The 20,581-nt window shown below is 70.5% G+C and carries 18 protein-coding genes; 10 read left to right on the top strand and 8 right to left on the bottom strand.

Features of this window, described 5'->3' with window-relative positions:
• Positions 1-39: 39 nt before the first annotated feature.
• The 8 genes from recO to ACFQQJ_RS10200 all read left to right on the top strand — a co-directional run bounded on the left by recO (position 40) and on the right by ACFQQJ_RS10200 (position 9,248).
• Entirely contained in the window at positions 40-795 is a 756-nt protein-coding gene (gene recO / locus ACFQQJ_RS10165) for a DNA repair protein RecO (protein ID WP_377106163.1), read from the top strand.
• Between the two features lie 220 nt (positions 796-1,015).
• Positions 1,016-1,684: an L-ribulose-5-phosphate 4-epimerase gene (locus ACFQQJ_RS10170; RefSeq protein ID WP_377106165.1), complete on the top strand. Its 669-nt coding sequence runs from the start codon at positions 1,016-1,018 to the stop codon at positions 1,682-1,684.
• Positions 1,681-3,174 (top strand): L-arabinose isomerase, encoded by a 1,494-nt coding sequence (gene araA / locus ACFQQJ_RS10175; RefSeq protein WP_377106167.1) that lies wholly within the window; start codon positions 1,681-1,683, stop codon positions 3,172-3,174. Before ACFQQJ_RS10170 ends, araA begins: the two co-directional genes overlap by 4 nt.
• A 118-nt stretch (positions 3,175-3,292) precedes the next feature.
• Positions 3,293-4,402 carry a multiple monosaccharide ABC transporter substrate-binding protein gene (gene chvE, locus ACFQQJ_RS10180; protein ID WP_377106169.1) on the top strand — a complete coding sequence of 370 codons (1,110 nt, stop codon included), beginning with the start codon at positions 3,293-3,295 and terminating at the stop codon, positions 4,400-4,402.
• 96 nt (positions 4,403-4,498) lie between these two features.
• On the top strand, positions 4,499-6,031 hold the full coding sequence (gene mmsA, locus ACFQQJ_RS10185) for a multiple monosaccharide ABC transporter ATP-binding protein (RefSeq protein ID WP_377106170.1): 1,533 nt from the start codon (positions 4,499-4,501) through the stop codon (positions 6,029-6,031).
• A gap of 2 nt (positions 6,032-6,033) precedes the next feature.
• Positions 6,034-7,410: a multiple monosaccharide ABC transporter permease gene (gene mmsB, locus ACFQQJ_RS10190; protein WP_377106172.1), complete on the top strand. Its 1,377-nt coding sequence runs from the start codon at positions 6,034-6,036 to the stop codon at positions 7,408-7,410.
• A 99-nt stretch (positions 7,411-7,509) separates the two neighbouring features.
• Positions 7,510-7,821: an antibiotic biosynthesis monooxygenase family protein gene (locus ACFQQJ_RS10195; protein ID WP_377106173.1), complete on the top strand. Its 312-nt coding sequence runs from the start codon at positions 7,510-7,512 to the stop codon at positions 7,819-7,821.
• A 44-nt stretch (positions 7,822-7,865) separates the two neighbouring features.
• Entirely contained in the window at positions 7,866-9,248 is a 1,383-nt protein-coding gene (locus ACFQQJ_RS10200) for a glycine--tRNA ligase (RefSeq protein WP_377106174.1), read from the top strand.
• Between the two features lie 48 nt (positions 9,249-9,296).
• Here ACFQQJ_RS10200 and ACFQQJ_RS10205 read toward each other — a convergent pair whose 3' ends face one another.
• On the bottom strand, positions 9,297-9,872 hold the full coding sequence (locus ACFQQJ_RS10205) for a protein-L-isoaspartate O-methyltransferase (protein WP_377106176.1): 576 nt from the start codon (positions 9,870-9,872) through the stop codon (positions 9,297-9,299).
• Positions 9,873-10,077: 205 nt separating this feature from the next.
• On the opposite strand from ACFQQJ_RS10205, the gene dusB reads away from it, so the two are divergent.
• Positions 10,078-11,322 (top strand): tRNA dihydrouridine synthase DusB, encoded by a 1,245-nt coding sequence (gene dusB, locus ACFQQJ_RS10210; protein WP_377106178.1) that lies wholly within the window; start codon positions 10,078-10,080, stop codon positions 11,320-11,322.
• Between the two features lie 64 nt (positions 11,323-11,386).
• Here the strand turns inward: dusB and ACFQQJ_RS10215 are convergent, their stop codons facing one another.
• The 7 genes from ACFQQJ_RS10215 to ACFQQJ_RS10245 all read right to left on the bottom strand — a co-directional run bounded on the left by ACFQQJ_RS10215 (position 11,387) and on the right by ACFQQJ_RS10245 (position 19,286).
• Entirely contained in the window at positions 11,387-12,334 is a 948-nt protein-coding gene (locus tag ACFQQJ_RS10215) for an ROK family protein (protein WP_377106179.1), read from the bottom strand.
• Entirely contained in the window at positions 12,331-13,803 is a 1,473-nt protein-coding gene (locus ACFQQJ_RS10220; protein WP_377106180.1) for a glycoside hydrolase family 3 protein, read from the bottom strand. The genes ACFQQJ_RS10215 and ACFQQJ_RS10220 overlap by 4 nt, the downstream gene beginning before the upstream one ends.
• Before the next feature lies 1 nt (position 13,804).
• Positions 13,805-14,671: a carbohydrate ABC transporter permease gene (locus tag ACFQQJ_RS10225; RefSeq protein ID WP_377106182.1), complete on the bottom strand. Its 867-nt coding sequence runs from the start codon at positions 14,669-14,671 to the stop codon at positions 13,805-13,807.
• Entirely contained in the window at positions 14,671-15,618 is a 948-nt protein-coding gene (locus ACFQQJ_RS10230) for a carbohydrate ABC transporter permease (protein WP_377106184.1), read from the bottom strand. Before ACFQQJ_RS10230 ends, ACFQQJ_RS10225 begins: the two co-directional genes overlap by 1 nt.
• Before the next feature lie 300 nt (positions 15,619-15,918).
• On the bottom strand, positions 15,919-17,271 hold the full coding sequence (locus tag ACFQQJ_RS10235) for an extracellular solute-binding protein (RefSeq protein WP_377106186.1): 1,353 nt from the start codon (positions 17,269-17,271) through the stop codon (positions 15,919-15,921).
• A gap of 43 nt (positions 17,272-17,314) precedes the next feature.
• On the bottom strand, positions 17,315-18,421 hold the full coding sequence (locus tag ACFQQJ_RS10240) for an ROK family protein (protein WP_377106188.1): 1,107 nt from the start codon (positions 18,419-18,421) through the stop codon (positions 17,315-17,317).
• 151 nt (positions 18,422-18,572) lie between these two features.
• Positions 18,573-19,286: a hypothetical protein gene (locus tag ACFQQJ_RS10245; protein WP_377106189.1), complete on the bottom strand. Its 714-nt coding sequence runs from the start codon at positions 19,284-19,286 to the stop codon at positions 18,573-18,575.
• A gap of 167 nt (positions 19,287-19,453) precedes the next feature.
• On the opposite strand from ACFQQJ_RS10245, the gene ACFQQJ_RS10250 reads away from it, so the two are divergent.
• Positions 19,454-20,578 (top strand): HD domain-containing protein, encoded by a 1,125-nt coding sequence (locus ACFQQJ_RS10250; RefSeq protein WP_377106190.1) that lies wholly within the window; start codon positions 19,454-19,456, stop codon positions 20,576-20,578.
• Positions 20,579-20,581: the final 3 nt, after the last annotated feature.

Here is a 20,581-nt window from a genome sequence, read left to right on the forward strand (position 1 = left end):
CTCGTGATCGGCCGTCCCGAGGCGGGGGAGAATGGCCCGGTGCCGACCTACCGTGACGAGGCGGTCGTGCTTCGGACCCACAAGCTGGGCGAGGCCGACCGGATCATCACCATGCTCTCGCGGCAGCACGGGAAGGTCCGCGCGGTCGCGCGCGGGGTGCGCCGGACGTCCTCGAAATTCGGGGCGAGACTCGAGCCGTTCAGCCACGTCGACCTCCAGTTCGCCACCGGCCGCACGCTGGACGTGATCACCCAGGCGGTGACCCTGCACCCGTACTCCGAACCGCTGGCCCACGACTACGAGCGCTACACGACCGGCCAGGTGATGATCGAGACCGCCGACCGCCTGGTGACGGAGGAGGGCGAGCCGGCGCTCCAGCAGTACCAGCTGCTGGTCGGCGCGCTCCACGCCCTCACCTCCGGCACCTCGGACGGTCCCCGCCCACCGGCGATGGTGATGGACGCCTACCTGCTGCGGGCGGTGGCGCTCGCGGGGTACGCCCCCACTCTCACCGACTGCGCGCGCTGCGGCGCCGCCGGCCCGCACGAGGCCTTCTCCCCCCAGCTGGGCGGCATGGTGTGCCGCCGCTGCCGCCCGCCCGGTTCCGCGCATCCGGCGCCGGCGACGGTCACCTACCTCAGCGCCCTGCTGAGCGGCGACTGGCCCGCGACGCGCGGGGTCGGCGGCGCCACGATGCGACAGGGGAGTGGCCTCGTGGCGGCGTTCATCGGGTGGCACCTGGACCGCGGGCTGCGTTCCCTCGGTCACGTCGAGCGCGGCCACACGCCCGGCTGAACGCGCCGACAGCGGCCCGGGGAGGCCGGTGTTACCGATATCAAACTGTTATCTCCACGTGCTGCACGAACGCCGGTGATACCGGTAACATCCTGCCAACGGCGTTGTTGTTGACGCTAACACTCGGACTCACAGTGAGGTGACGGATCCAGTGGCGGATGAGCCCAGGACTGACCAGGCGGATGTCTCCCGTGACGCGGCGACCGGTATCCCGGCCGAGGTGCGCGACGTCGTCGACCGGCTGAAGGCCGAGGTCGCGGCGCTGCACGCGGAACTGCCGCGCAACAACCTCGTGGTGTGGACCGCGGGCAACGTGTCGGCCCGTGTGCCCGGCGCGGACCTCCTGGTGATCAAGCCGTCCGGCGTCTCCTACGACGACCTCACCCCCGAGTCGATGGTCGTCTGCGACCTGTTCGGCACCCTCGTCGAGGGCACGCGCAGCCCGTCGTCCGACACCGCGGCGCACGCCTACGTCTACCGGCACATGCCCGAGGTCGGCGGCGTGGTGCACACGCACTCCGACTACGCCACGGCGTGGGCCGCGCGCAGGGAGCCGATCCCGTGCGTGCTCACCATGATCGGCGACGAGTTCGGCGGCGACATCCCGGTGGGCCCGTTCGCGCTGATCGGTGACGACTCGATCGGCCGCGGCATCGTCGAGACGCTGCGCACCAGCCGCTCCCGCGCGGTCCTGATGGCCAACCACGGCCCGTTCACCATCGGTTCGGACGCCCGCGACGCGGTGAAGGCCGCCGTGATGGTGGAGGACGTGGCGCGCACCGTCCACCTCGCCCGCCAGCTCGGCGAGCCGGTGCCCATCCCGCAGGACGACATCGACCGACTCTTCGACCGCTATCAGAACGTCTATGGACAAGGAAGTGCCCAATGAGCAAGCAGATCTGGTTCCTGACCGGTAGCCAGGGCCTCTACGGCGAGGACGTGCTCCTGCAGGTGCGCGACCAGTCCGCGCAGATCTCCGGCGCGCTGGCCGCGTCCGAGCTGATGCCCGCGCAGGTCGTCGCCAAGCCCGTCCTCACCGACGCGGGCGCGATCCGCCGGGTGATGCTGGACGCCAACGCCGACGACGACTGCGTGGGCGTGATCGCGTGGATGCACACCTTCTCCCCGGCGAAGATGTGGATCGGCGGCATGAACGCTCTCGACAAGCCGTTCCTGCACCTGCACACCCAGGTCAACGTCGACCTCCCGTGGTCGACCATCGACATGGACTTCATGAACCTGAACCAGGCCGCGCACGGCGACCGCGAGTTCGCGTTCATCGCCACCCGGATGGGCGTCCCCCGCAAGACCGTCGCCGGCCACGTCAGCGACGCCCGCGTGGTCGCCCGCATCGCCGCGTGGGCCCGCGCAGCGGTGGCCCGCGCCGAGCTGCGGACGCTCAAGGTCGTCCGGTTCGGCGACAACATGCGCAACGTCGCCGTCACCGAGGGCGACAAGGTCGAGGCCGAGCGGGTGTTCGGCGTGTCGGTCAACACCTACGGCGTCAACGACCTCGTCGACGTGCTGGACCAGGTGGGCGAGGCCGAGGTCGATGCCCTGGTCACCGAGTACATGGACCGGTACGACGTCGCTCCCGAGCTGCACCCGGGCGCCGACCGCCACGAGTCGCTGCGCTACGGGGCCCGGATCGAGGTCGCGCTGCGCCGGTTCGTCGTGGACGGCGGCTACGGCGCCTTCACCACCAACTTCGAGGACCTCGGCGCGCTCCGGCAGCTGCCCGGGCTGGCCGTCCAGCGGCTCGAGGGCGAAGGCATCGGCTTCGCCGGCGAGGGCGACTGGAAGACCGCGGTCCTCGGCCGGACGCTGGGCGTCATGGCCGCGGGCCTGCCCGGTGGTACCTCCTTCATGGAGGACTACACCTATCACCTGGAGCCCGGCAACGAGCTCAGCCTCGGCGCCCACATGCTCGAGGTGAGCCCCGACATCGCGCAGGGCACCCCCCGGATCGAGATCCACCCGCTGGGCATCGGTGGACGCGAGGATCCCGTCCGCATGGTGTTCGACGCGGCCCCCGGCGACGCCGTGGTGCTCGGGCTGTCCGACCTGGGTGACCGGTTCCGGATGGTCGCGAACGAGATCACCGTCGTCCCGCCGCTGGCCGACATGCCGAAGCTGCCGGTCGCCCGCGCGGTCTGGAAGGCCAAGCCCGACTTCGCCACCTCCACCGAGTGCTGGCTCAGCGCCGGCGGCCCGCACCACACCGTGCTGTCGACCGCGCTCACCGCCGAGCACCTCACAGACCTGGCCGAGATGCTCGGTACCGAACTCGCCCTCATCGGCGGGGACACCAGGACCGGGCAGTTCCTCAAGGAACTGCGCTGGAACAACGCCTACTACCGGCTGGCGCTGGGGTTCTGAACCCCACAGCCGGCGCACCACACAACTGAATAACTGCCCGATCCGGGGACTTCCCGGGTGGGCAAGCCATCAAGACAGATCTCTGCGCAGGGGCGGGGGATCTAGAAGGAGAGCAGCAATGCGCAAATTGGTTGCCTTCGCGGCGACGGCGGCACTGGCGCTGACCGTCACCGCTTGCGGCCAGAACACCGCTTCCCCCTCGGCCTCCGGTTCTGCGTCCGGCAGCGCCGCGGCTGAGAAGGGGACGATCGGCGTCGCGATGCCGACGAAGACCTCCGAGCGGTGGATCAAGGACGGCGAGTACCTGAAGAAGACGCTGGAGGAGGCGGGCTACACCGTCAACCTGCAGTACGCCAACGACGAGATCCCGACCCAGGTCACCCAGGTGTCCGACATGGTCACCAAGAAGAACCAGCTGCTGGTCATCGCGGCCATCGACGGCGTCGCCCTCAAGGGCGCCCTCGCCGATGCCAAGGAGAACGGCATCCCGGTGATCGCCTACGACCGGCTCCTTCGTGAGACCGACGCGGTCAGCTACTACACCACCTTCGACAACTTCAAGGTGGGTGTGCAGCAGGGTGAGTCGCTGCTCGAGGGCCTGACCGCCTCCGGCGCGAAGTCCCCCTGGAACGTCGAGCTGTTCGCCGGTTCCGCCGACGACAACAACTCGAAGTTCTTCTTCAACGGCGCCATGAGCGTGCTCCAGCCGAAGATCGACGACGGCACCCTCAAGATCGTGTCCGGCGAGACCGACTTCAACAAGGTCACCACCCTGCGTTGGGACGCCGGCGTGGCCAAGAAGCGCATGGAGACCCTGCTCACCAAGTCCTACTCCGACAAGGACATCAACGGTGTGCTGGCCCCCTACGACGGCATCTCCCGCGGCATCATCGCGGCCCTGAAGGCCAACGGCTACGGCTCCGGCGGCAAGGCCATGCCGATCGTCACCGGCCAGGACGCCGAGCTCGAGTCCGTGAAGATGATCCTGTCGGGCGAGCAGTACTCGACGATCTTCAAGGACACCCGTGAGCTGGCCAAGACCACCGCTGCCATGGTGCAGGAGGTGCTCAGCGGCAAGGAGGTCACGGTGAACGACACCAAGACCTACGACAACGGCGTGAAGGTCGTCCCGACCATGCTGCTGCAGCCGGTTTCGCTGAACAAGGCCAACGTCAAGCAGGTCCTGCTCGACGCCGGCTACTACACCGAGGCCGACTTCGCCAAGTGACCGATACTGTCGTCCCGGGTGGCTTCGCCGCCACCCGGGGCGGCACCCCCAACGGCGGGGGCATCAGCCGACAGGCAGACGAAGGGGTACACACGCATGGTCGACACCATCTTGTCGATGCGGAACATCACCAAGGAATTCCCGGGCGTCAAGGCCCTGGCCGACGTCAATCTCGAGGTCGCGCGTGGCGAGATCCACAGCATCTGCGGTGAGAACGGGGCCGGCAAGTCGACCCTGATGAAGGTGCTCTCCGGGGTGTACCCGTTCGGCACCTACGAAGGCGACATCGTCTTCGACGGCAAGGAGGTGCGGTTCCGGACGATCCGCGAGAGCGAGGACGCCGGCATCGCGATCATCCACCAGGAACTCGCACTGATCCCCGAGCTGACCATCACCGAGAACATGTTCCTCGGCAACGAGCAGGCTCGCGGCGGCGTCATCGACTGGAACGAGGCCAACGCGCGGGCCCGGGCACTGCTCGACCACGTGGGACTGGCCGAGGACCCCGACGTCCAGATCAAGAACATCGGCATCGGCAAGCAGCAGCTCGTCGAGATCGCCAAGGCGCTCGGCAAGGACGTCAAGCTGCTGATCCTGGACGAGCCGACCGCAGCCCTCAACGACAGCGACTCCCGGCACCTGCTCGGCCTGCTCAAGGAGCTCAAGGCCAAGGGCATCACCTGCATCATGATCAGCCACAAGCTGAACGAGATCGAGGCGATCTCCGACTCGATCACCATCATCCGCGACGGCCGGACGATCGAGACCCTCGACATCAACGCCGAGGGCGTCAACGAGGACCGGATCATCCGTGGCATGGTGGGACGCGACCTGTCGCACCGCTACCCGGAGCACACGCCGAACATCGGCGAGCTGCTCTTCGAGGTGCGCGACTGGACCGTCGCCCACCCCGACGACGGCGAGCGGCTCGTGGTCCGCGACGCCAGCCTGAACATCCGCCGCGGCGAGATCGTCGGCCTGGCCGGGCTGATGGGCGCCGGCCGCACGGAGCTCGCCCGCAGCGTCTTCGGGCAGACCTACGGCCAGAAGCTCTCCGGCCGGCTGTTCCTCCACGGCAAGGAACTCCACATCCGGACTGTGCAGCAGGCGATCAACGCCGGCCTCGCCTACGTCACGGAGGACCGCAAGAGCCTCGGGCTGAACCTCCTCGACACCATCCGGGAGTCGATCACCTCCGCCGGCCTGGACAAGATCCAGCAGTGGGGCGTCGTGGACGACAACGAGGAGATCGTCGCCGCGGAGCGGTACCGCCAGGCGATGCGGATCAAGACCCCCAGCATCGAGGAGGGGGTGAACAAGCTCTCCGGCGGCAACCAGCAGAAGGTCGTCCTCGGCAAGTGGCTGTTCACCGATCCCGAGGTGCTCATCCTCGACGAGCCGACGCGTGGCATCGACGTCGGCGCCAAGTACGAGATCTACGAACTGATCAACCAGATGGCCGAGGCGGGCAAGGGCGTCCTGGTCATCTCGTCGGAGCTGCCGGAACTCCTCGGCATCTGCGACCGCATCTACACCCTGAGCGCGGGCGTGATCACGGCGGACGTGCCCCGTGACGCCGCGGACCAGGAAACCCTCATGCGCTACATGACCCAGAGAAAGGCAGTGTGATCATGGCCGAGACGGACCTGGCCAAGACCCAGCCGAAGCGCGGCTTCGGCGGAATCGTGAAGGACGTGTTCTCGGGCAACGTCCGGCAGTACGGCATGCTGATCGCTCTGGTGCTGTTGATCCTGCTCTTCACCGTCCTGAGCAACGGCGGCTTCCTCGCCCCGCGCAACGTGAACTCGCTGCTCGTCCAGAACGCCTACATCCTCATCCTCGCCATCGGCATGGTGATGGTCATCATCGCCGGCCACATCGACCTCTCGGTCGGTTCGGTGTGTGCCTTCGTCGGCGCGACCGTCGCGCTGGCGATGCGTGACTGGAACTTCCCCTGGTACCTGGCGATCCTGCTCGGCCTGGTGATGGGCATCGTGGTCGGCATGTGGCAGGGCTTCTGGGTGGCCTACGTGGGCATCCCCGCGTTCATCGTCACGCTGGCCGGCATGCTGCTGTTCCGCGGCCTCGACCTGATGATCCTGAACGCCGAGTCCATCCCGGTGCCCGAGGAGTTCCAGAAGATCGCCAACGGCTACCTGCCGGCGGTCGGGCCCAACACGAACTACCACAACCTGACGTTGCTGCTGGCAGCCCTCGGCGTCGCCGCAGTGATCTGGCTGGAGATGCGTCGCCGGGCGGGCCTGAAGAAGCACAACATGAAGGTCCCGTCGATGACCCAGTCGGTGACCAAGATCGTGCTGATGAGCGCCGCGATCATCGTGGTGGCCCTGCTCCTCGCGTCCTACAAGGGCATCCCCGTGGTGGGCCTGATCCTGCTGACCCTGGTCATCATCTACAGCTTCATCACGCAGAAGACGGTCTTCGGCCGCCACATCTACGCCGTCGGCGGCAACCGCAACGCCGCCCGGCTCACCGGTGTGAACACCCGTCGGGTCGACTTCCTGGTGATGGTGAACATGTCGCTGCTGGCCGGTATCGCCGGCATGGTCTACACCGCGTACCTGAATGCGGCCAACCCCAAGGACGGCACCGGCTTCGAGCTGGACGCCATCGCGGCCGTGTTCATCGGTGGCGCTGCCGTCACCGGCGGCATCGGCACCGTGGTCGGCTCCATGATCGGTGGCCTGGTGATGGGTGTGCTCAACCTGGGCCTGGCCTACCAGTCGGTCGACCAGAACCTGATCCAGGTGATCAAGGGCCTGGTCCTGCTCACCGCGGTCGCGTTCGACGTCCTGTCCAAGATGCAGGGCAAGCCCAGCATCATCGGCATGATCCAGCGCGCGATGCGCGGCGGCGACACCAACGTCCTCGAGGACCGCACCCCGGTGCGCGCCGACGAGGCCGCCCCGCGGACCGGTGTCTCCGACGTCTCGGCCAGCACCGCGGACATCGAGCCGGGCCTGATCAGCAAGAACGACAACCAGTAGGAAACCCGCCTCGGAACCGCGAAGCCCCGGCCCCCTGCGCCGGGGCTTCGCCCTTTCTCGCATGCCGCCGGGAGCGGCTGCACTGGCTAGCATGACCGCGTGATCGCGATCAGCAGGTTCCGGGTGCCCGGCGACGCGTCCGGCTTCGAGGCGGCGGCGCGGGCCGTGGTGGCGCAGTTCGCGTCCTCGGCGGGCAGCCTCGGGGCAGACCTCGTGCAGAACCTCGACGACCCCGGGTTGTGGGCGATCGTCAGCCGGTGGGCGGACGTCGGGTCGTACCGCAGGGCCTTCAACGGCACGGACGCGAAGCTCGTCCTGGTGCCCCTGCTGTCGCTGGCGATCGACGAGCCCAGCGCCTACGCAGAGCCCGCGTCGGTCGGCGAGAACAGGCCCCGCGGGACGGTAGGCTGAGCGGGCTGCCAGCCAGGCAGCATGTCGCGACGACGAGGGAGTTCATGGTGGCCAGCCGCCTGGAGAATGTGATCAGCCTGACCAAGCGCCGGGGGTTCGTGTACCCCTGCGGCGAGATCTACGGCGGCACGAGGGCGGCGTGGGACTACGGTCCGTTCGGCGTCGAGCTCAAGGAGAACATCAAGCGCCAGTGGTGGCGCTCGGTGGTGCAGGGACGCGACGACGTGGTGGGCCTGGACTCCTCGATCATCCTGCCGCGCCAGGTCTGGGTCGCGTCCGGTCACGTCGGCGTGTTCTCCGACCCGTTGACCGAGTGCCTCAGCTGCCACAAGCGGTTCCGCTCCGACCAGCTGGAGGAGGCGTTCGAGTTCAAGAAGGGACGCAAGCCGTCCGGCCTGGAGGAGATCAACTGTCCCGAGTGCGGGACGCTGGGCCGCTTCACCGAGCCGCGCGACTTCAACATGATGCTGAAGACCTACCTCGGCGTCATCGAGGACGAGTCGGGCCTGCACTACCTGCGTCCGGAGACCGCGCAGGGCATCTTCGTGAACTTCAAGAACGTCGAGAACACGTCCCGGATGAAGGTGCCTTTCGGCATCGGCCAGGTCGGCAAGAGCTTCCGCAACGAGATCACGCCGGGCAACTTCATCTTCCGCACCCGCGAGTTCGAGCAGATGGAGATGGAGTTCTTCGTCAAGCCCGGAACCGACGAGGAGTGGCACCAGCACTGGATCGACGCGCGCACCGCCTGGTACACCGACCTGGGCATCAGCCCGGAGAACCTGCGGCACTACGAGCACCCCAAGGAGAAGCTGTCGCACTACTCCAAGCGGACCGTCGACATCGAGTACAACTTCGGCTTCGCCGGCGGCGACGGCTGGGGTGAGCTCGAGGGCATCGCGAATCGCACCGACTTCGACCTCGGCACGCACTCGAAGCACTCGGGCACCGACCTGAGCTACTTCGAGCAGGCGACCGGCGAGCGCTACCTGCCGTACGTGATCGAGCCGGCCGCGGGCCTCACCCGGTCGCTGATGGCGTTCCTCGTCGAGGCCTACACCGAGGACGAGGCGCCCAACACCAAGGGCGGCGTCGACGTGCGGACGGTCCTGAAGCTCGACCCGCGGCTCTCGCCGGTGAAGGCGGCCGTCCTTCCGCTGTCGCGCAACGCGGACCTGTCCCCGAAGGCCCGCGACCTCGCCGCGCAGCTGCGCAGGATCTGGAACGTCGAGTTCGACGACGCGCAGGCCATCGGACGCCGCTACCGCCGCCAGGACGAGATCGGCACACCGTTCTGCATCACCGTCGACTTCGACACCCTCACCGACGACGCGGTCACGATCCGGGAACGCGACACGATGAGCCAGGAACGGGTCGCCCTCGACCAGGTCCAGTCCTACCTGGGCGCGCGGCTGCTCGGCTGCTGAACCGTCACGACGGAGGAGGGGGCGGGTTCCGTCCCCTCCTCCGTCGTCCTAGACCAGGGGGACGAAGGCGAAGCGGTAGCCGGTGACCGGCTCGCGGTGCCAGCCCTCGTGGTCGCGGTCCACCACCCACATCACGCCCGCGGCGGGCAGCACCAGCCGCCCGCCGACGGCCAGCTGAGCCTCCAGCTCGTCGGGGATGCGGCCGGCGTCCGCCGAGACCAGGATCCGGTCGAAGGGCGCCTCCTCCGGCGCTCCCGGAGTGTCGGGCGCCGCGTCGGCGATCCGGGCCCACGGCAGGTGGAAGCCGGCCAGGTTCTGCCGTCCCATCGCCACCAGTTCGGGCACCACGTCGAGGCCGAGCACCGTCCCCGCGGGACCGGTGAGGTGGGCGAGGAGTGCGGTCGTCCAGCCCGAGCCGCTGCCCACGTCGAGCACCCGTCCGGCCTCGGGCACCCGCAGCAGTTCGAGCATGAACTGGACGGTCCACGGCTGCGAGTTCGTCGCGCCGTGCCCGATCGGCAGCGGCTCGTCCAGCGCGGCGCGGTCGCGGACGGCGTCGGGCAGGAACCGCGCCCGCGGGATCGCCGCCAGCGCCGCCATCACCCGGCTGTGCTCGGTGCTCATGGGCCCCCTCCTCGCCGTCGTCCTCGCCACGCGTCCGCCCCGGTTCGCCGGCGCGCCCGTGGCCCTGACGTCTAGCGCACACTCCGCGCGGGCACCCGCGCAAGGGGTAGATAGGCTGTCGGGGCTCATTGCTGTCGCGAACCGGCCGCTGCGGGGTCCGCAGCGGGCCGTGCGACGGCTTCGACACCGAACCTGGAGGAGGGACATGGCAGGGCCACTGCGGCTGGTCGCCCCGTCCGGCGGGACGGTCGAGGTCGGCGTGCCGGTGGTGCTCGCACCCATGGCCGGCATCACGAACGCGTCGTTCCGCCAGTTGTGCCGCGAGCAGGCCGAGGGTGCGACGGGGTCAGCAGAGGACGTGGTCGCCGGACGGCTCGGCCGCGACGCAGTGCCGTCGCCGACCGTCGGGACGCCGGGCCGCAGCTCCGCTCCGGGCCTGTTCGTCTGCGAGATGATCACCTCGCGCGGCATCGTCGAGCGGATCCCGAAGACCTTCGACATGCTGGCCTTCGACCCGGGCGAGAAGGTCCGCTCGGTGCAGCTCTACGGCGTCGACCCGGAGGTGATGGCCCGGGCGACCGAGATCCTGTGCGCCGAATTCGGGGTGCACCACGTCGACCTCAATTTCGGCTGCCCGGTGCCCAAGGTCACCCGGCGCGGAGGCGGCGGGGCGCTGCCGTGGAAGCGGGACCGGCTGGCGGCCATCCTGCGGGCGACCGTCATGGCCGCCGACCGCTACGGCGTCCCGGTCACGATGAAGACCCGGCTCGGCATCGACGTCGACCACCTCACCTTTCTGGACGCCGGGCGGATCGCCCAGGACGCCGGCTGTGCGGCGATCGCGCTGCACGCGCGCACCGTCCAGCAGGCGTACGCGGGCGAGGCTGCCTGGGAGACCATCGCCGCGCTGGTGGACGCCGTAGACATCCCGGTGCTGGGCAACGGCGACATCTGGGAGGCCGCCGACGCGCTCCGGATGGTGGCGGCGACCGGCTGCGCGGGCGTGGTGATCGGGCGTGGCTGCCTGGGCCGTCCCTGGCTGTTCCGTGACCTCGCCGACGCCTTCACCGGACGACCCACGCGCACGCTGCCGTCCCTGGGTGAGGTGGCGGCCATGGTGCGACGCCACGGTGAGCTGCTCGCCGGGCTGTACGGGGAGAAGCACGGCCTCACCGACCTCCGCAAGCACATGGCGTGGTACTTCAAGGGCTTCCCGGTCGGCGGCGAGCTCCGCCGCGGACTGGCGATGGTGTCCTCCTTCGACGGGCTCGACGACCTGCTCGCGCAGCTGGACGCGTCCGTGCCGTTCCCGCGGGACGAGCTCGGCTCACCGCGCGGACGGCAGGGCACTCCGCGGGCGAAGGTCGTGCTGCCCTACGGGTGGCTCGACAGCACCGAGCTCGGGGACGAGGACCTGGCCGCCGCGGAGTCGGACGCCTCCGGAGGCTGAGCCGGCCACCGACCGGTGCCCGCCGGGCGGAGGAGGCCTGCGGACCGGGTGGGGCGGCGCGATGTCAGCCGACCGGGGCCGGCCGTGTCGCGCCCGACCCGGCGCGTCCCACGAGGGCCGCACCGATGGCGGCCACCGGGTAGCCGGAGGGCAGCACCACGACGCGCCCGGGCAGGTGGAGGGAGGCGAGGAAGTCCGACTCAGCCGCCCGCAGCTCCAGCATCCGGCGCACGTGGTCGACGAGCCCGGGCGTGGCGTGGATGACGCCGCCGCCGAGCACCACGCGCGCAGAGCCCTGGGTGAGCACGACGAGCTGGACGGCGGTCGCGATGCCCCCGGCGATGCGGTCGAGCTCCGCGATGGCCTCGAGGCGTCCGCGGGTGGCCTGCGCGACCAGGGTCGGCAGGGCCAGCGGAGGATCGATCAGGGCCAGGCGCGCCGCGATCCGGCCGCCGCCGACGAGCGCTTCCAGGCAGCCGCGCTGCCCGCACGCGCACCGCTCGCCGTCCGGGACGACCGGGACGTGCCCGATCTCGCCGGCAAGGTTGCCCTCGCCGCGCACGACCCGTCCCGCGACCAGGGTGGCGGCGGCCACGCCCGTGCCGATGTTGACGTACGTGAGGTCGGCGCCCTGGACGTCCAGGGCCTGTGCGGCGCCGCGGGCTGCGGCCTTCACGTCGTTGTCCACGCGCACGTCCACGCCGAGGTCGGCCGACAGGAGGGCGCCGAGCTCCAGATGGTCGATGCCGAGGTTCACGGCCGTCCGCACGACCCCGGTGAGGTGGTCGACCTGGCCGGGGACGCCCACGCCGACGCCGGCCAGCTGCGAGCGGTCGACCGCGGCCTCCCGCAGGCAGTCGTCGACCACAGCCCTGGCCGTGGACAGGACGCCGTCGGCGCCCTTCATGGTCGGGCGGACCTGGTCGGCGAGCACGCGTCCGGAGGCGTCGAGCAGGACGCCGTGGGTCTTGGTGCCCCCGATGTCGATGCCGAGGCTCGGCCCCTGGCTCATCTGGTCCCCTCCGCGAGCAGCTGGATCAGGCAGGTGGCGGCGCCGCGCCCGCTGCCGTAGGTGGCGACGGCCAGCGGTGGTTCACCCCCGAACTCGGGCCAGCCGAGCTCGACGACCAGCGCGTCCGGACGTCGCTGGAGCACCATAGCGGTCGCGCTCGCCAGGAAGCCCACCCTGGCCAGATCGCGGCCCTGCACCACGAGCGGACGGCCCTCGGCGGCGTCCACGGCCCGTGCGGCCTCGTCCGGGGTGGCGGCGGTCAGGCAGGTCGCGCCGGGCAACCGGCGGTCCAGTTCGGGACGCAGGTGCTCTGCGACTCCCCACGCCGTGTCGCCGGCGGCGATGTTGGCGGTCGAGTCCAGGCGCAGGAAGACCGGCGACGGCATCGGCCGCACGGGCTCGCGCAGCCAGAAGCCCGCGGGGGAGAGCGGCGGGACGGCCGCGGGCCCGACCGGGGGCGGGGGCGCGGCCCGTCGCAGAGAGGCGATGGTGCCCGACAGGCCGGTGACCCGTTCGGCGGCCTCGAACACCCGGTCCTCGGTGAGCTCGCCGTCCCGCACGGCGCGGAGGACCTCCGCGCGGATCGCGTCCAGCTGGTCGGGGGTGTTGTCCGTGCCGATGCACAGCAGGTCGACCCCGGCGGCCAGGGCCAGCGCGGCTGCCGCGGGAATGCCGCGTCCCCCGCTGGCGCCCGCCATGTCGAGGGCGTCGCTGACGATGACGCCGCGGAAGCCCAGGCGCCCGCGCAGCAGGCCGAGCACGGACGCGGACAGGGTCGCGGGCAGGGCCGGGTCGATCGCCGGCACGAGGATGTGGGAGGTCATCACGCCGAGCGTGCCGGCGGCGACCGCGGCCTCGAAGGGCACCAGCTCGCGCGCGGCGAGGACGTCCGGCGACACGCCGATGGTGGGCACGGCGAGGTGGGAGTCGGTGGCGGTGTCTCCGTGGCCGGGGAAGTGCTTGGCCACCGCGCCGACGCCGGCCGACTGCAGGCCGCGGGTGTAGGCGGCGACGTGCCGCGCGACCAGGGACGCGTCCGCGCCGAAGCTGCGGATCCCGATGACCGGGTTGCGCGGGTTGGAGTTGACGTCGGCGTCGGGGGCGAGGTTCAGGTCGACGCCGGCCGCAGCCAGCTCGCGCCCGATCCCGCGCCCGGTCTCCTCGGTCACCGCCAGGTCGTCGAGGTGGCCGAGGTAGGCCATCGACGGGTACGACGAGCCCTCGTGGTGGTGCAGCCGGGTGACGTCGCCACCCTCCTCGTCGGTGGCGATCACCGCGGAGGGGTTCGCCGCGTGGATCGCCCCGGTGAGGGCGCGCACCTGGTCGGCGTCGGCGATGTTGCCGCCGAACAGGCAGGCCGAGCCCAGCCCGTCCGCGAGTTCGCGCTCGAGCCAGGCGGGCAGGGTGGTGCCGGCGAAGCCCGGCATGAGCGTCGCGCTGATCGCCCGTCGGAGTGCGGAGCCGGTCATCTCAGCCCTTCACCGCCCCGGCGACGAGCCCGGAGGTCAGGCGTCCCTGGACGATGAGGAAGAAGATGATCACCGGCACCGCGACCAGGGTGGACGCGGCCATCACCTGGCCCCAGTCGGTGGCCCGGGTTGCGCTGGCCTGGACGAAGCCGCGCAGCCACAGCGGCAGCGTGCGGTACTCCTCCTTCTGGAGGATCACCAGGGCGACGGTGAACTCGTTCCACGCCTGGAGGAACGCGTAGACGCCGGAGGCGACCAGGCCGGGGGCGAGCAGCGGGAACGTGATCCGGAAGAAGGCCTGGGTGCGGCTCAGCCCGTCCACCATCGCTGCCTCCTCCAGCTCGATCGGGACGCCGGCCACGAAGCCGCGCAGCATCCAGATCGTGAACGGCACGACCGCGGCGATGTAGAGGATCGAGACGCCTGCGACCGAGTTGAGCAGGTTGATCGAACTCATCAGCTTGTACTGGGCGATGAACAGGCCCTCCGCGGGCAGCATCTGGATGAACAGCACGGCGAGCACGAAGGACGCGCGCCCGCGGAACCGGAAGCGGCTGATCGCCAGTGCTGCCAGGAAGGCGAACACCAGGCAGAAGGCGACCGTGGTGAGCGTGATCGCGAGGCTCATCCCGAGCGCCGGCCAGAAGGTGCCCTGGGCGATGACGGCGACGAAGTTGTCGAGCGACCCGCCGATGGGGAGGAACCGCGGAGTTGTGGACGTGAGCACGGTGTTGGGCAGGAACGAGGAGTTCAGCATCCAGTAGACCGGGAACACCCAGGCCAGCGAGACCAGGACGGCGACGACCGTGGCCGCGGCGCGACCGGGGCGGAAGCGGCGGCGGTTCCGTGCGGCGGTGGTGGTGGACATCAGGAGTCCTCCTTCATCAGGTGCACGACGTAGAAGAAGCTGAGGGCGACGGTGAGCAGGAGGACGAAGATCGACAGGGCGGAGGCCATGCCGAAGTCGGAGGCCCCCACACCGAGGCGGTAGATGTAGGTGCCGAGCAGGTCGGTGGAGGCGGTCGGCGCCCCCGCGTCCTGGAGCATCTTGATCTGGGCGAAGACCCGCAGGTCCCAGATCACCTGGAGCAGGGCGACGATCATCAGCACGGGCCGGATCATCGGCAGGATGATCGAGAAGAACCGCTGGCGCGGCGAGGCGCCGTCGAGGGCTGCCGCCTCCATCACCTCGTCCGAGATCTGGGTGAGGCCCGCGTAGACGGAGAAGGCGACGAACGGCACCGACATCCAGACCACGATGACGGTGGCGACGAAGTAGAAGCTGAGCGGGTGCTCCAGCCAGTTGTGGTTGGTGAAGTCGAGGCCGAGCCCGGTCAGCAGCCAGTTGACGATGCCGCGGCGCCAGTCGAACAGCCAGATCCACACGGTCATGGACGCGATGACGGGCATCGCCCAGGCGAGCAGCATCGCGACCTGGAGGACGAGCCGGGTGAGGGTCCCCACCGCCTGCATGAGCAGCGCCACGAGGACGCCGATGACCACGGTCACCGCGGCGTTGACGAGGCAGAACGCGATCGAGCGTCCCACCACCGCCCAGGTCTGGGGGTCGGAGAAGAGCTGCGTGTAGTTGGCCAGGCCGACGAACTCCGGCGGCCGGCCGAACTGCTGGGCGAGCCCGAACTTCTGGGTGGACGTCCAGAACTGCCACACCAGCGGGTAGCCCAGGGCGAGCAGCAGGACCGCGATCGCGGGCACCAGCAGCAGGTAGGGCGCCACCGGCGGCCGTCGGCGCCGGACCGTGCCCGGGTCGGACGCTGCCGGCTGCACGCGGGCAGGGGAGGACAACGCAGTCATGAGGGAGTATCTCCTGATCGGAAGCCGGCTGACGCCCGGACCGAGGGCCAGCCTTCCTGGCCGAGGGCCAGCGTTCGCGCCGAGGGCCAGCGCCGGGGGTCGAGCCCTCGGCGCATTGGCTGGCCCTCGGTGAGAGGGGGGCTGGAAGGGGTGCGGGACGCCGCGGAGGGGTTCGGCGCCGACGCCGGGGTCACCAGGCGTGACGAGCGGCGCGCGGGGTGACGAGCGGAGCGAGGGGTGGCGAGCGTCGGGAGGGGCGCCCGGGCCGGGTGTGCGGACCCGGCCCGGGCGGTTCGTGGACTACTTGGCGTTGAGCATCGGGGTGAGGAGGGCGTCGTACTCCGCGGCGAGGGCGGTGATGTCGCCACCGTCGGCCACCTTGGAGAAGAACTCCTCGAGCTTGCCCGAGGCCTCCACGCCGGCCCAGCCCGGAGCGGCCGGGGTGAGCTTGGAGTTGGATGCGGAGTCGATCAGCGCCTTGGCGAACTCATCGGAGCCCATGCTGGACACGTAGTCGGAGTTGGCCGGGCCGAGGCCGTTCTTGCCCAGCATCTGCTGGTACTCGGAGGAGAAGATGATCTTCATCAGCTCACGGGCGCCGGCCTGGTTCTTGGACGCGGCGGAGATCCCGATGTTGGAGCCGCCGGCGAAGACCGGGGCGGGCTTGCCGTCGTTGCCCGGCAGCGGGTAGACGCCGAAGGTGTCGGGGTTCCACTCGCGCACCTCCTTGCCGTCCTTCTTCACCAGGTCGCCGATCGACCAGTGCGCCCAACCCGGGGCCATGATCGTGGCCGCGGCGAGGCTGGTCTTCCCGGCCACCTTGTCGCCGTCCATGATCTTGTCCGCGTCGTTGATGTAGAGCCACGGGGACTCGTCCTTGGCGGTCTTCGGGGCGCGCGAGGCGACCTTCTGGATCTCCTGGAGCTGGGTCAGGCCCTTGATGCTGTTGGGGTCGGACAGCGTGGAGACCCACTGGCCGTTCTCCTGCTTGGCGAGGTCGCCGCCGTTGGCGAAGATCCAGGAGATGCCGTTGCGCCAGTCCTGGCCGCCGATGAAGAAGCCGGAGAAGTCCTTGATGTTCTTGGGATTCTTCTCCGCGATGGTCTTCACGGTCGCGTTGAACTCGTCCAGGGTCTTGGGCACCTCGACGCCGGCGGCCTTGTAGACGTCCTTGCGGTAGAACATGTAGCGCGAGCCGAAGTAGTACGGCAGCGTGTAGTTCTTGCCGTCCACCTTGCCGACCTCGACGAACGAGGGCAGCAGCTTGTCGCCACCCAGTTCGGTGTACATGTCGGAGATGTCGGCGAAGGCGCCGACGTTGGTGAAGGTCGGTGACTGGGTGTTCCCGACCTCGACGACGTCGGGAGTGTTGTTCGGGTCGGGCAGCGCCGTGGTCAGCTTCGTGACCAGATCGCCCCACGACTGCTCCTCGATGGTGAGGGTGCCGCCGGTCTTGGCGTTGTAGGTGGTCTTGAGGTAGTCACGCAGCTCCTGGGGCGTGTCGCCGCCCGCCAGCCACAGCGTGATGTTCTGCGGCGCGGCCGAGGACGCGGAGGCCGCAGCGGTCGGGCTGCTCGCGGTGCCGGAGGAGCACCCCGCCAGCGCGATGGCTGAGGCGGTCACCAGCGTGAGCGCCGACAGCATCTTCTTCATTGCATTCCTTTCGGTAGGACGGACGTCAGGGAAGTCGGGTGGGTCAGTCGACGCCGAGCTCGCTCAGCAGGACGAGGGCCGCGGCGCCGAGCAGGACGGCGTCCGCGCCCAGCCGGCTGGCGGTCAGGTCGAGGTCGGGACGGAACTCCGAGCGGGTGCGTTCGGCGATGCACTCGCGGGCGGCGTCCAGCAGGGGGGCGGTGGCGATCTCCGTGGGGCCGCCGATGACGATGGTGGCCAGGCCGAGCATGCCGACGACCGGGGCCAGCGCGAGCCCCAGCCGGTGGCCGGCCTCGGCGAGCAGCTCGTCGCGGCGCCCGGGCTCGGCACCGATGCGCGCGGTGAGCGCCGGCACCGAGGTCCAGGTCTCCAGGCAGCCGACCTTGCCGCAGCCGCACGGGGTGCCGCTCTCATCGATGACGACGTGGCCGATCTCACCGGCGTCGCTGGCCGCGCCGTGCACGAGGCGGCCGCCGACCACGAGGCCGGCACCGACGCCGCGCGACAGCTGGACGCGCACCAGGTCGTCGGGGCCCCCGGCGAACCGGCGTTCGGCGAGCACCGCGACGTTGGCGTCGTTCTCGACGCGCACCGGGATACCCAGCTCGTCGTGCAGCAGCTGCTGGAGCGGCAGGTTGTGCCAGTGGAGGTTGGGCGCCGACAGCACCGTGCCGGAGCCGTTCACGGTGCCGGGCGTGCCCACGCCCAGCCCGAGCACCGGGTGGGTGGCGGACGCGACCAGCTCGCGGGCGAGGTCGAGGGCCGCGGCCAGCGCCTCGTCGCCGACCGCACCGTCGAGCGGCCGGACGGCGGTGAGCAGCAGCTCCCCGCGCAGCGAGACCACCGCGCCGCGGAGCTCGTCACGCGCCGAGAGGTCCATCACCAGGATGTCGCGCGCGGCGGCGTCGAATGCCAGCAGGGTGGACGGCTTGCCGGGACGCTGGATCTCGCTGGTGCCGGTCTCGCGCACGAGCCCGGAGGCGATGAGCTCGGCCACCAGGTCGGACACGGTCACCTTGGTGAGGCCGGTCGCCCGCGCCAGGTCGGCGCGGGAGAGCTGGGAGTCCTCGTAGATCGCCCGCAGGACGAGCGCGAGGTTGCTCCTCCGGGCGTCCTCGGGGCGCAGCTTGCGGCGCACGACCTCTCTCATGTCGGTTAGTAAACCTTACTAACTTATGAAGGAACAAGAGGTGCCGTCGATGGTTATCGAAGCGTTACCTGGGGCCCGTCGGCGGCCGGGGACGCGGAACGGCCCCGGCGCGCTACCGCGGTCCGGGGCCGTCCTGCGCTGCCGGTGCGTTCTACTGGACGGCCTCCGCCGCGGGCAGGATGCCCATCATCAGGGCGGTGAACACGATGACCGGACCGAGGATCGCGAGGATGAGGGCGATCACGCCCCACAGGCGACCCCGGCGCGTGGCCATCGCGACGATGCCGAGGATCAGCGCGACCAGTCCGAGGCCGGGGCTCACGCCGAAGATCATCGTGGCCGGGCCGGCCAACTGGTCGGCCATCTGCTGGGTGATCATCGAGCTGTCGATCGTGGTGCTTCCGTTGGCGATGATGAGGTTCGACATCAACTGCACCAGCGGCTGCAGCGACACCAGGCTCGCCACCAGCGCGATCGCGACGAGGGCGAATGCGACGATGCCCAGGATCGGGCTCCGCTTCTCCGGCTGGCCCGGCTGCCACCCCGACGCCGGCGGGTAGGGCTGGGTCTGGTACGGCGCCGGCGGGTAGGGCGCCTGTGGGGTGCCCTGGGCGCCGTACTGGGCCGCGTAGTGGGTGATCTGGTAGGGGCTGTCCGCCGGCTGCTGCGGCGCGGCCGGCTGCCCGTAGGCGGGCTGGGCGCCGTAGCCCGGCTGCGCGGGCTGGCCGTACGCAGGGGCGGTCGGGGTGTACCCGGACGAACCCGGCTGCGGATAGGGCTGCGGAGAGCCGTAGGTGCCCGGCTGCGGGAAGCCGCCCTGCGGCGTCGGGTTGGGCGAGGTGCCCTCGGGCTGCTGGTTCGTCATGCCAGCAAGGGTAGCGTCGGCACGCCGCCGGACGGCCGATTCGCGCCCGCGACACCGCGGGCGCCGCCGTCCGGCAGTGGCGCGGTGCGGACGCCCTCCGGCGACCCGGACCACACGGCTCGCCGCGCGGCGTCCGGCCGGGACGGAGGGCTGCCAAGATGGACCCCATGCCGGAACTGCCACCTCGTGCGATCGCCTGGGCCCGCACGATGTCCGGGCACGCGGGCGACAGCCTCGTGCGCGCCCACGCCGAGCCGGGCCTCCGCCTCGAGCCGGGACGGCCGGTGCTGCGCGAGGAGCGCGAAGAGCGGGAGGCCGCGGAGCTGCGCCCGGGCGCGGCGCTGGCGTCCGGGGCGGGGGAGCGGGAGATCCGGGAGGAGCCTGACCCCGAGCGCACCTGCTTCGAGCGCGACCGGGACCGCATCGTCCACTCCAGCGCGTTCCGGCGGCTGGCCGGCAAGACGCAGGTGGTCGTGTTTCCCAACGACCACCAGCGCACGCGGCTCACCCACGCCCTGGAAGTGGCGCAGGTGGCCACCTCGATCGCCCGCGGCGTCGGCGCCAACGCGACCCTCGCCGAGGCGATCGCCCTGGGCCACGACTGCGGGCACGGGCCCGGTGGCCACGCCAGCGAGGATGCCTTCGACGCGTTCCTCGCCGAGGGCTACGACCACGGGCCCTGGGGTGCTGACGTGGTGCTGACCAGCCTCAACCTCTGCGCCCAGACGCTGGACGGGATCCGCAACCACTCCTGGTCGAGGCCGGTGCCGGCGACGATCGAGGGTGAGATCGTCAGCTGGGCGGACCGGATCGCGTACTGCGCCCACGACCTGGAGGACGCCGCGAGCGCGGGCATCGTCGATCTCGACGACCTGCCCGCAGAGGTGGTGGAGGTGGCGGGCCGCAGCCGCCGGCAGCAACTGGGCACCTTCGTCCGCGCCGTCATCTCGACCGCGTCCCGCACCGGCTCGGTGGGGATGGCGGAGGACGAGGCGTCCGCCCTGGCCGCCCTGCGCGCCTTCAACTACGAGCGCATCTACACCCGCCCGGACTCGGTGGCGCAGTCGACGGCGGTGATCGCCGTCCTGCACGCGCTGGTGGAGTACTACGCCGAGCACCCCCTCGCCCTCCCCGTCGCGTTCGTCGCCCCCGACCAGGGGACGCAGGGACGCGTGCGCGCGGCGGTCACCTATGTGGCCGGCATGACCGACCGCTTCGCCTTCGGCACGGCGGTCGACCTGCTGGGGTGGGATCCGGGCCGCCTGCCCAAGGGGATCGGCCGGGACGCCTGAGCC

The organism is Propionicimonas sp. T2.31MG-18 (genome assembly GCF_964266745.1).
GTDB lineage: Bacteria > Actinomycetota > Actinomycetes > Propionibacteriales > Propionibacteriaceae > Propionicimonas.

Coding starts and splice junctions, on each gene's coding strand:
- araA (WP_377106167.1), top strand. CDS start 1,681: ATGAGCAAGCAGATCTGGTTCCTGACCGGTAGCCAGGGCCTCTACGGC.
- chvE (WP_377106169.1), top strand. CDS start 3,293: ATGCGCAAATTGGTTGCCTTCGCGGCGACGGCGGCACTGGCGCTGACC.
- mmsA (WP_377106170.1), top strand. CDS start 4,499: ATGGTCGACACCATCTTGTCGATGCGGAACATCACCAAGGAATTCCCG.
- mmsB (WP_377106172.1), top strand. CDS start 6,034: ATGGCCGAGACGGACCTGGCCAAGACCCAGCCGAAGCGCGGCTTCGGC.
- ACFQQJ_RS10200 (WP_377106174.1), top strand. CDS start 7,866: ATGGTGGCCAGCCGCCTGGAGAATGTGATCAGCCTGACCAAGCGCCGG.
- ACFQQJ_RS10205 (WP_377106176.1), bottom strand. CDS start 9,872: ATGAGCACCGAGCACAGCCGGGTGATGGCGGCGCTGGCGGCGATCCCG.
- dusB (WP_377106178.1), top strand. CDS start 10,078: ATGGCAGGGCCACTGCGGCTGGTCGCCCCGTCCGGCGGGACGGTCGAG.
- ACFQQJ_RS10215 (WP_377106179.1), bottom strand. CDS start 12,334: ATGAGCCAGGGGCCGAGCCTCGGCATCGACATCGGGGGCACCAAGACC.
- ACFQQJ_RS10220 (WP_377106180.1), bottom strand. CDS start 13,803: ATGACCGGCTCCGCACTCCGACGGGCGATCAGCGCGACGCTCATGCCG.
- ACFQQJ_RS10225 (WP_377106182.1), bottom strand. CDS start 14,671: ATGTCCACCACCACCGCCGCACGGAACCGCCGCCGCTTCCGCCCCGGT.
- ACFQQJ_RS10230 (WP_377106184.1), bottom strand. CDS start 15,618: ATGACTGCGTTGTCCTCCCCTGCCCGCGTGCAGCCGGCAGCGTCCGAC.
- ACFQQJ_RS10235 (WP_377106186.1), bottom strand. CDS start 17,271: ATGAAGAAGATGCTGTCGGCGCTCACGCTGGTGACCGCCTCAGCCATC.
- ACFQQJ_RS10240 (WP_377106188.1), bottom strand. CDS start 18,421: ATGAGAGAGGTCGTGCGCCGCAAGCTGCGCCCCGAGGACGCCCGGAGG.
- ACFQQJ_RS10245 (WP_377106189.1), bottom strand. CDS start 19,286: ATGACGAACCAGCAGCCCGAGGGCACCTCGCCCAACCCGACGCCGCAG.
- ACFQQJ_RS10250 (WP_377106190.1), top strand. CDS start 19,454: ATGCCGGAACTGCCACCTCGTGCGATCGCCTGGGCCCGCACGATGTCC.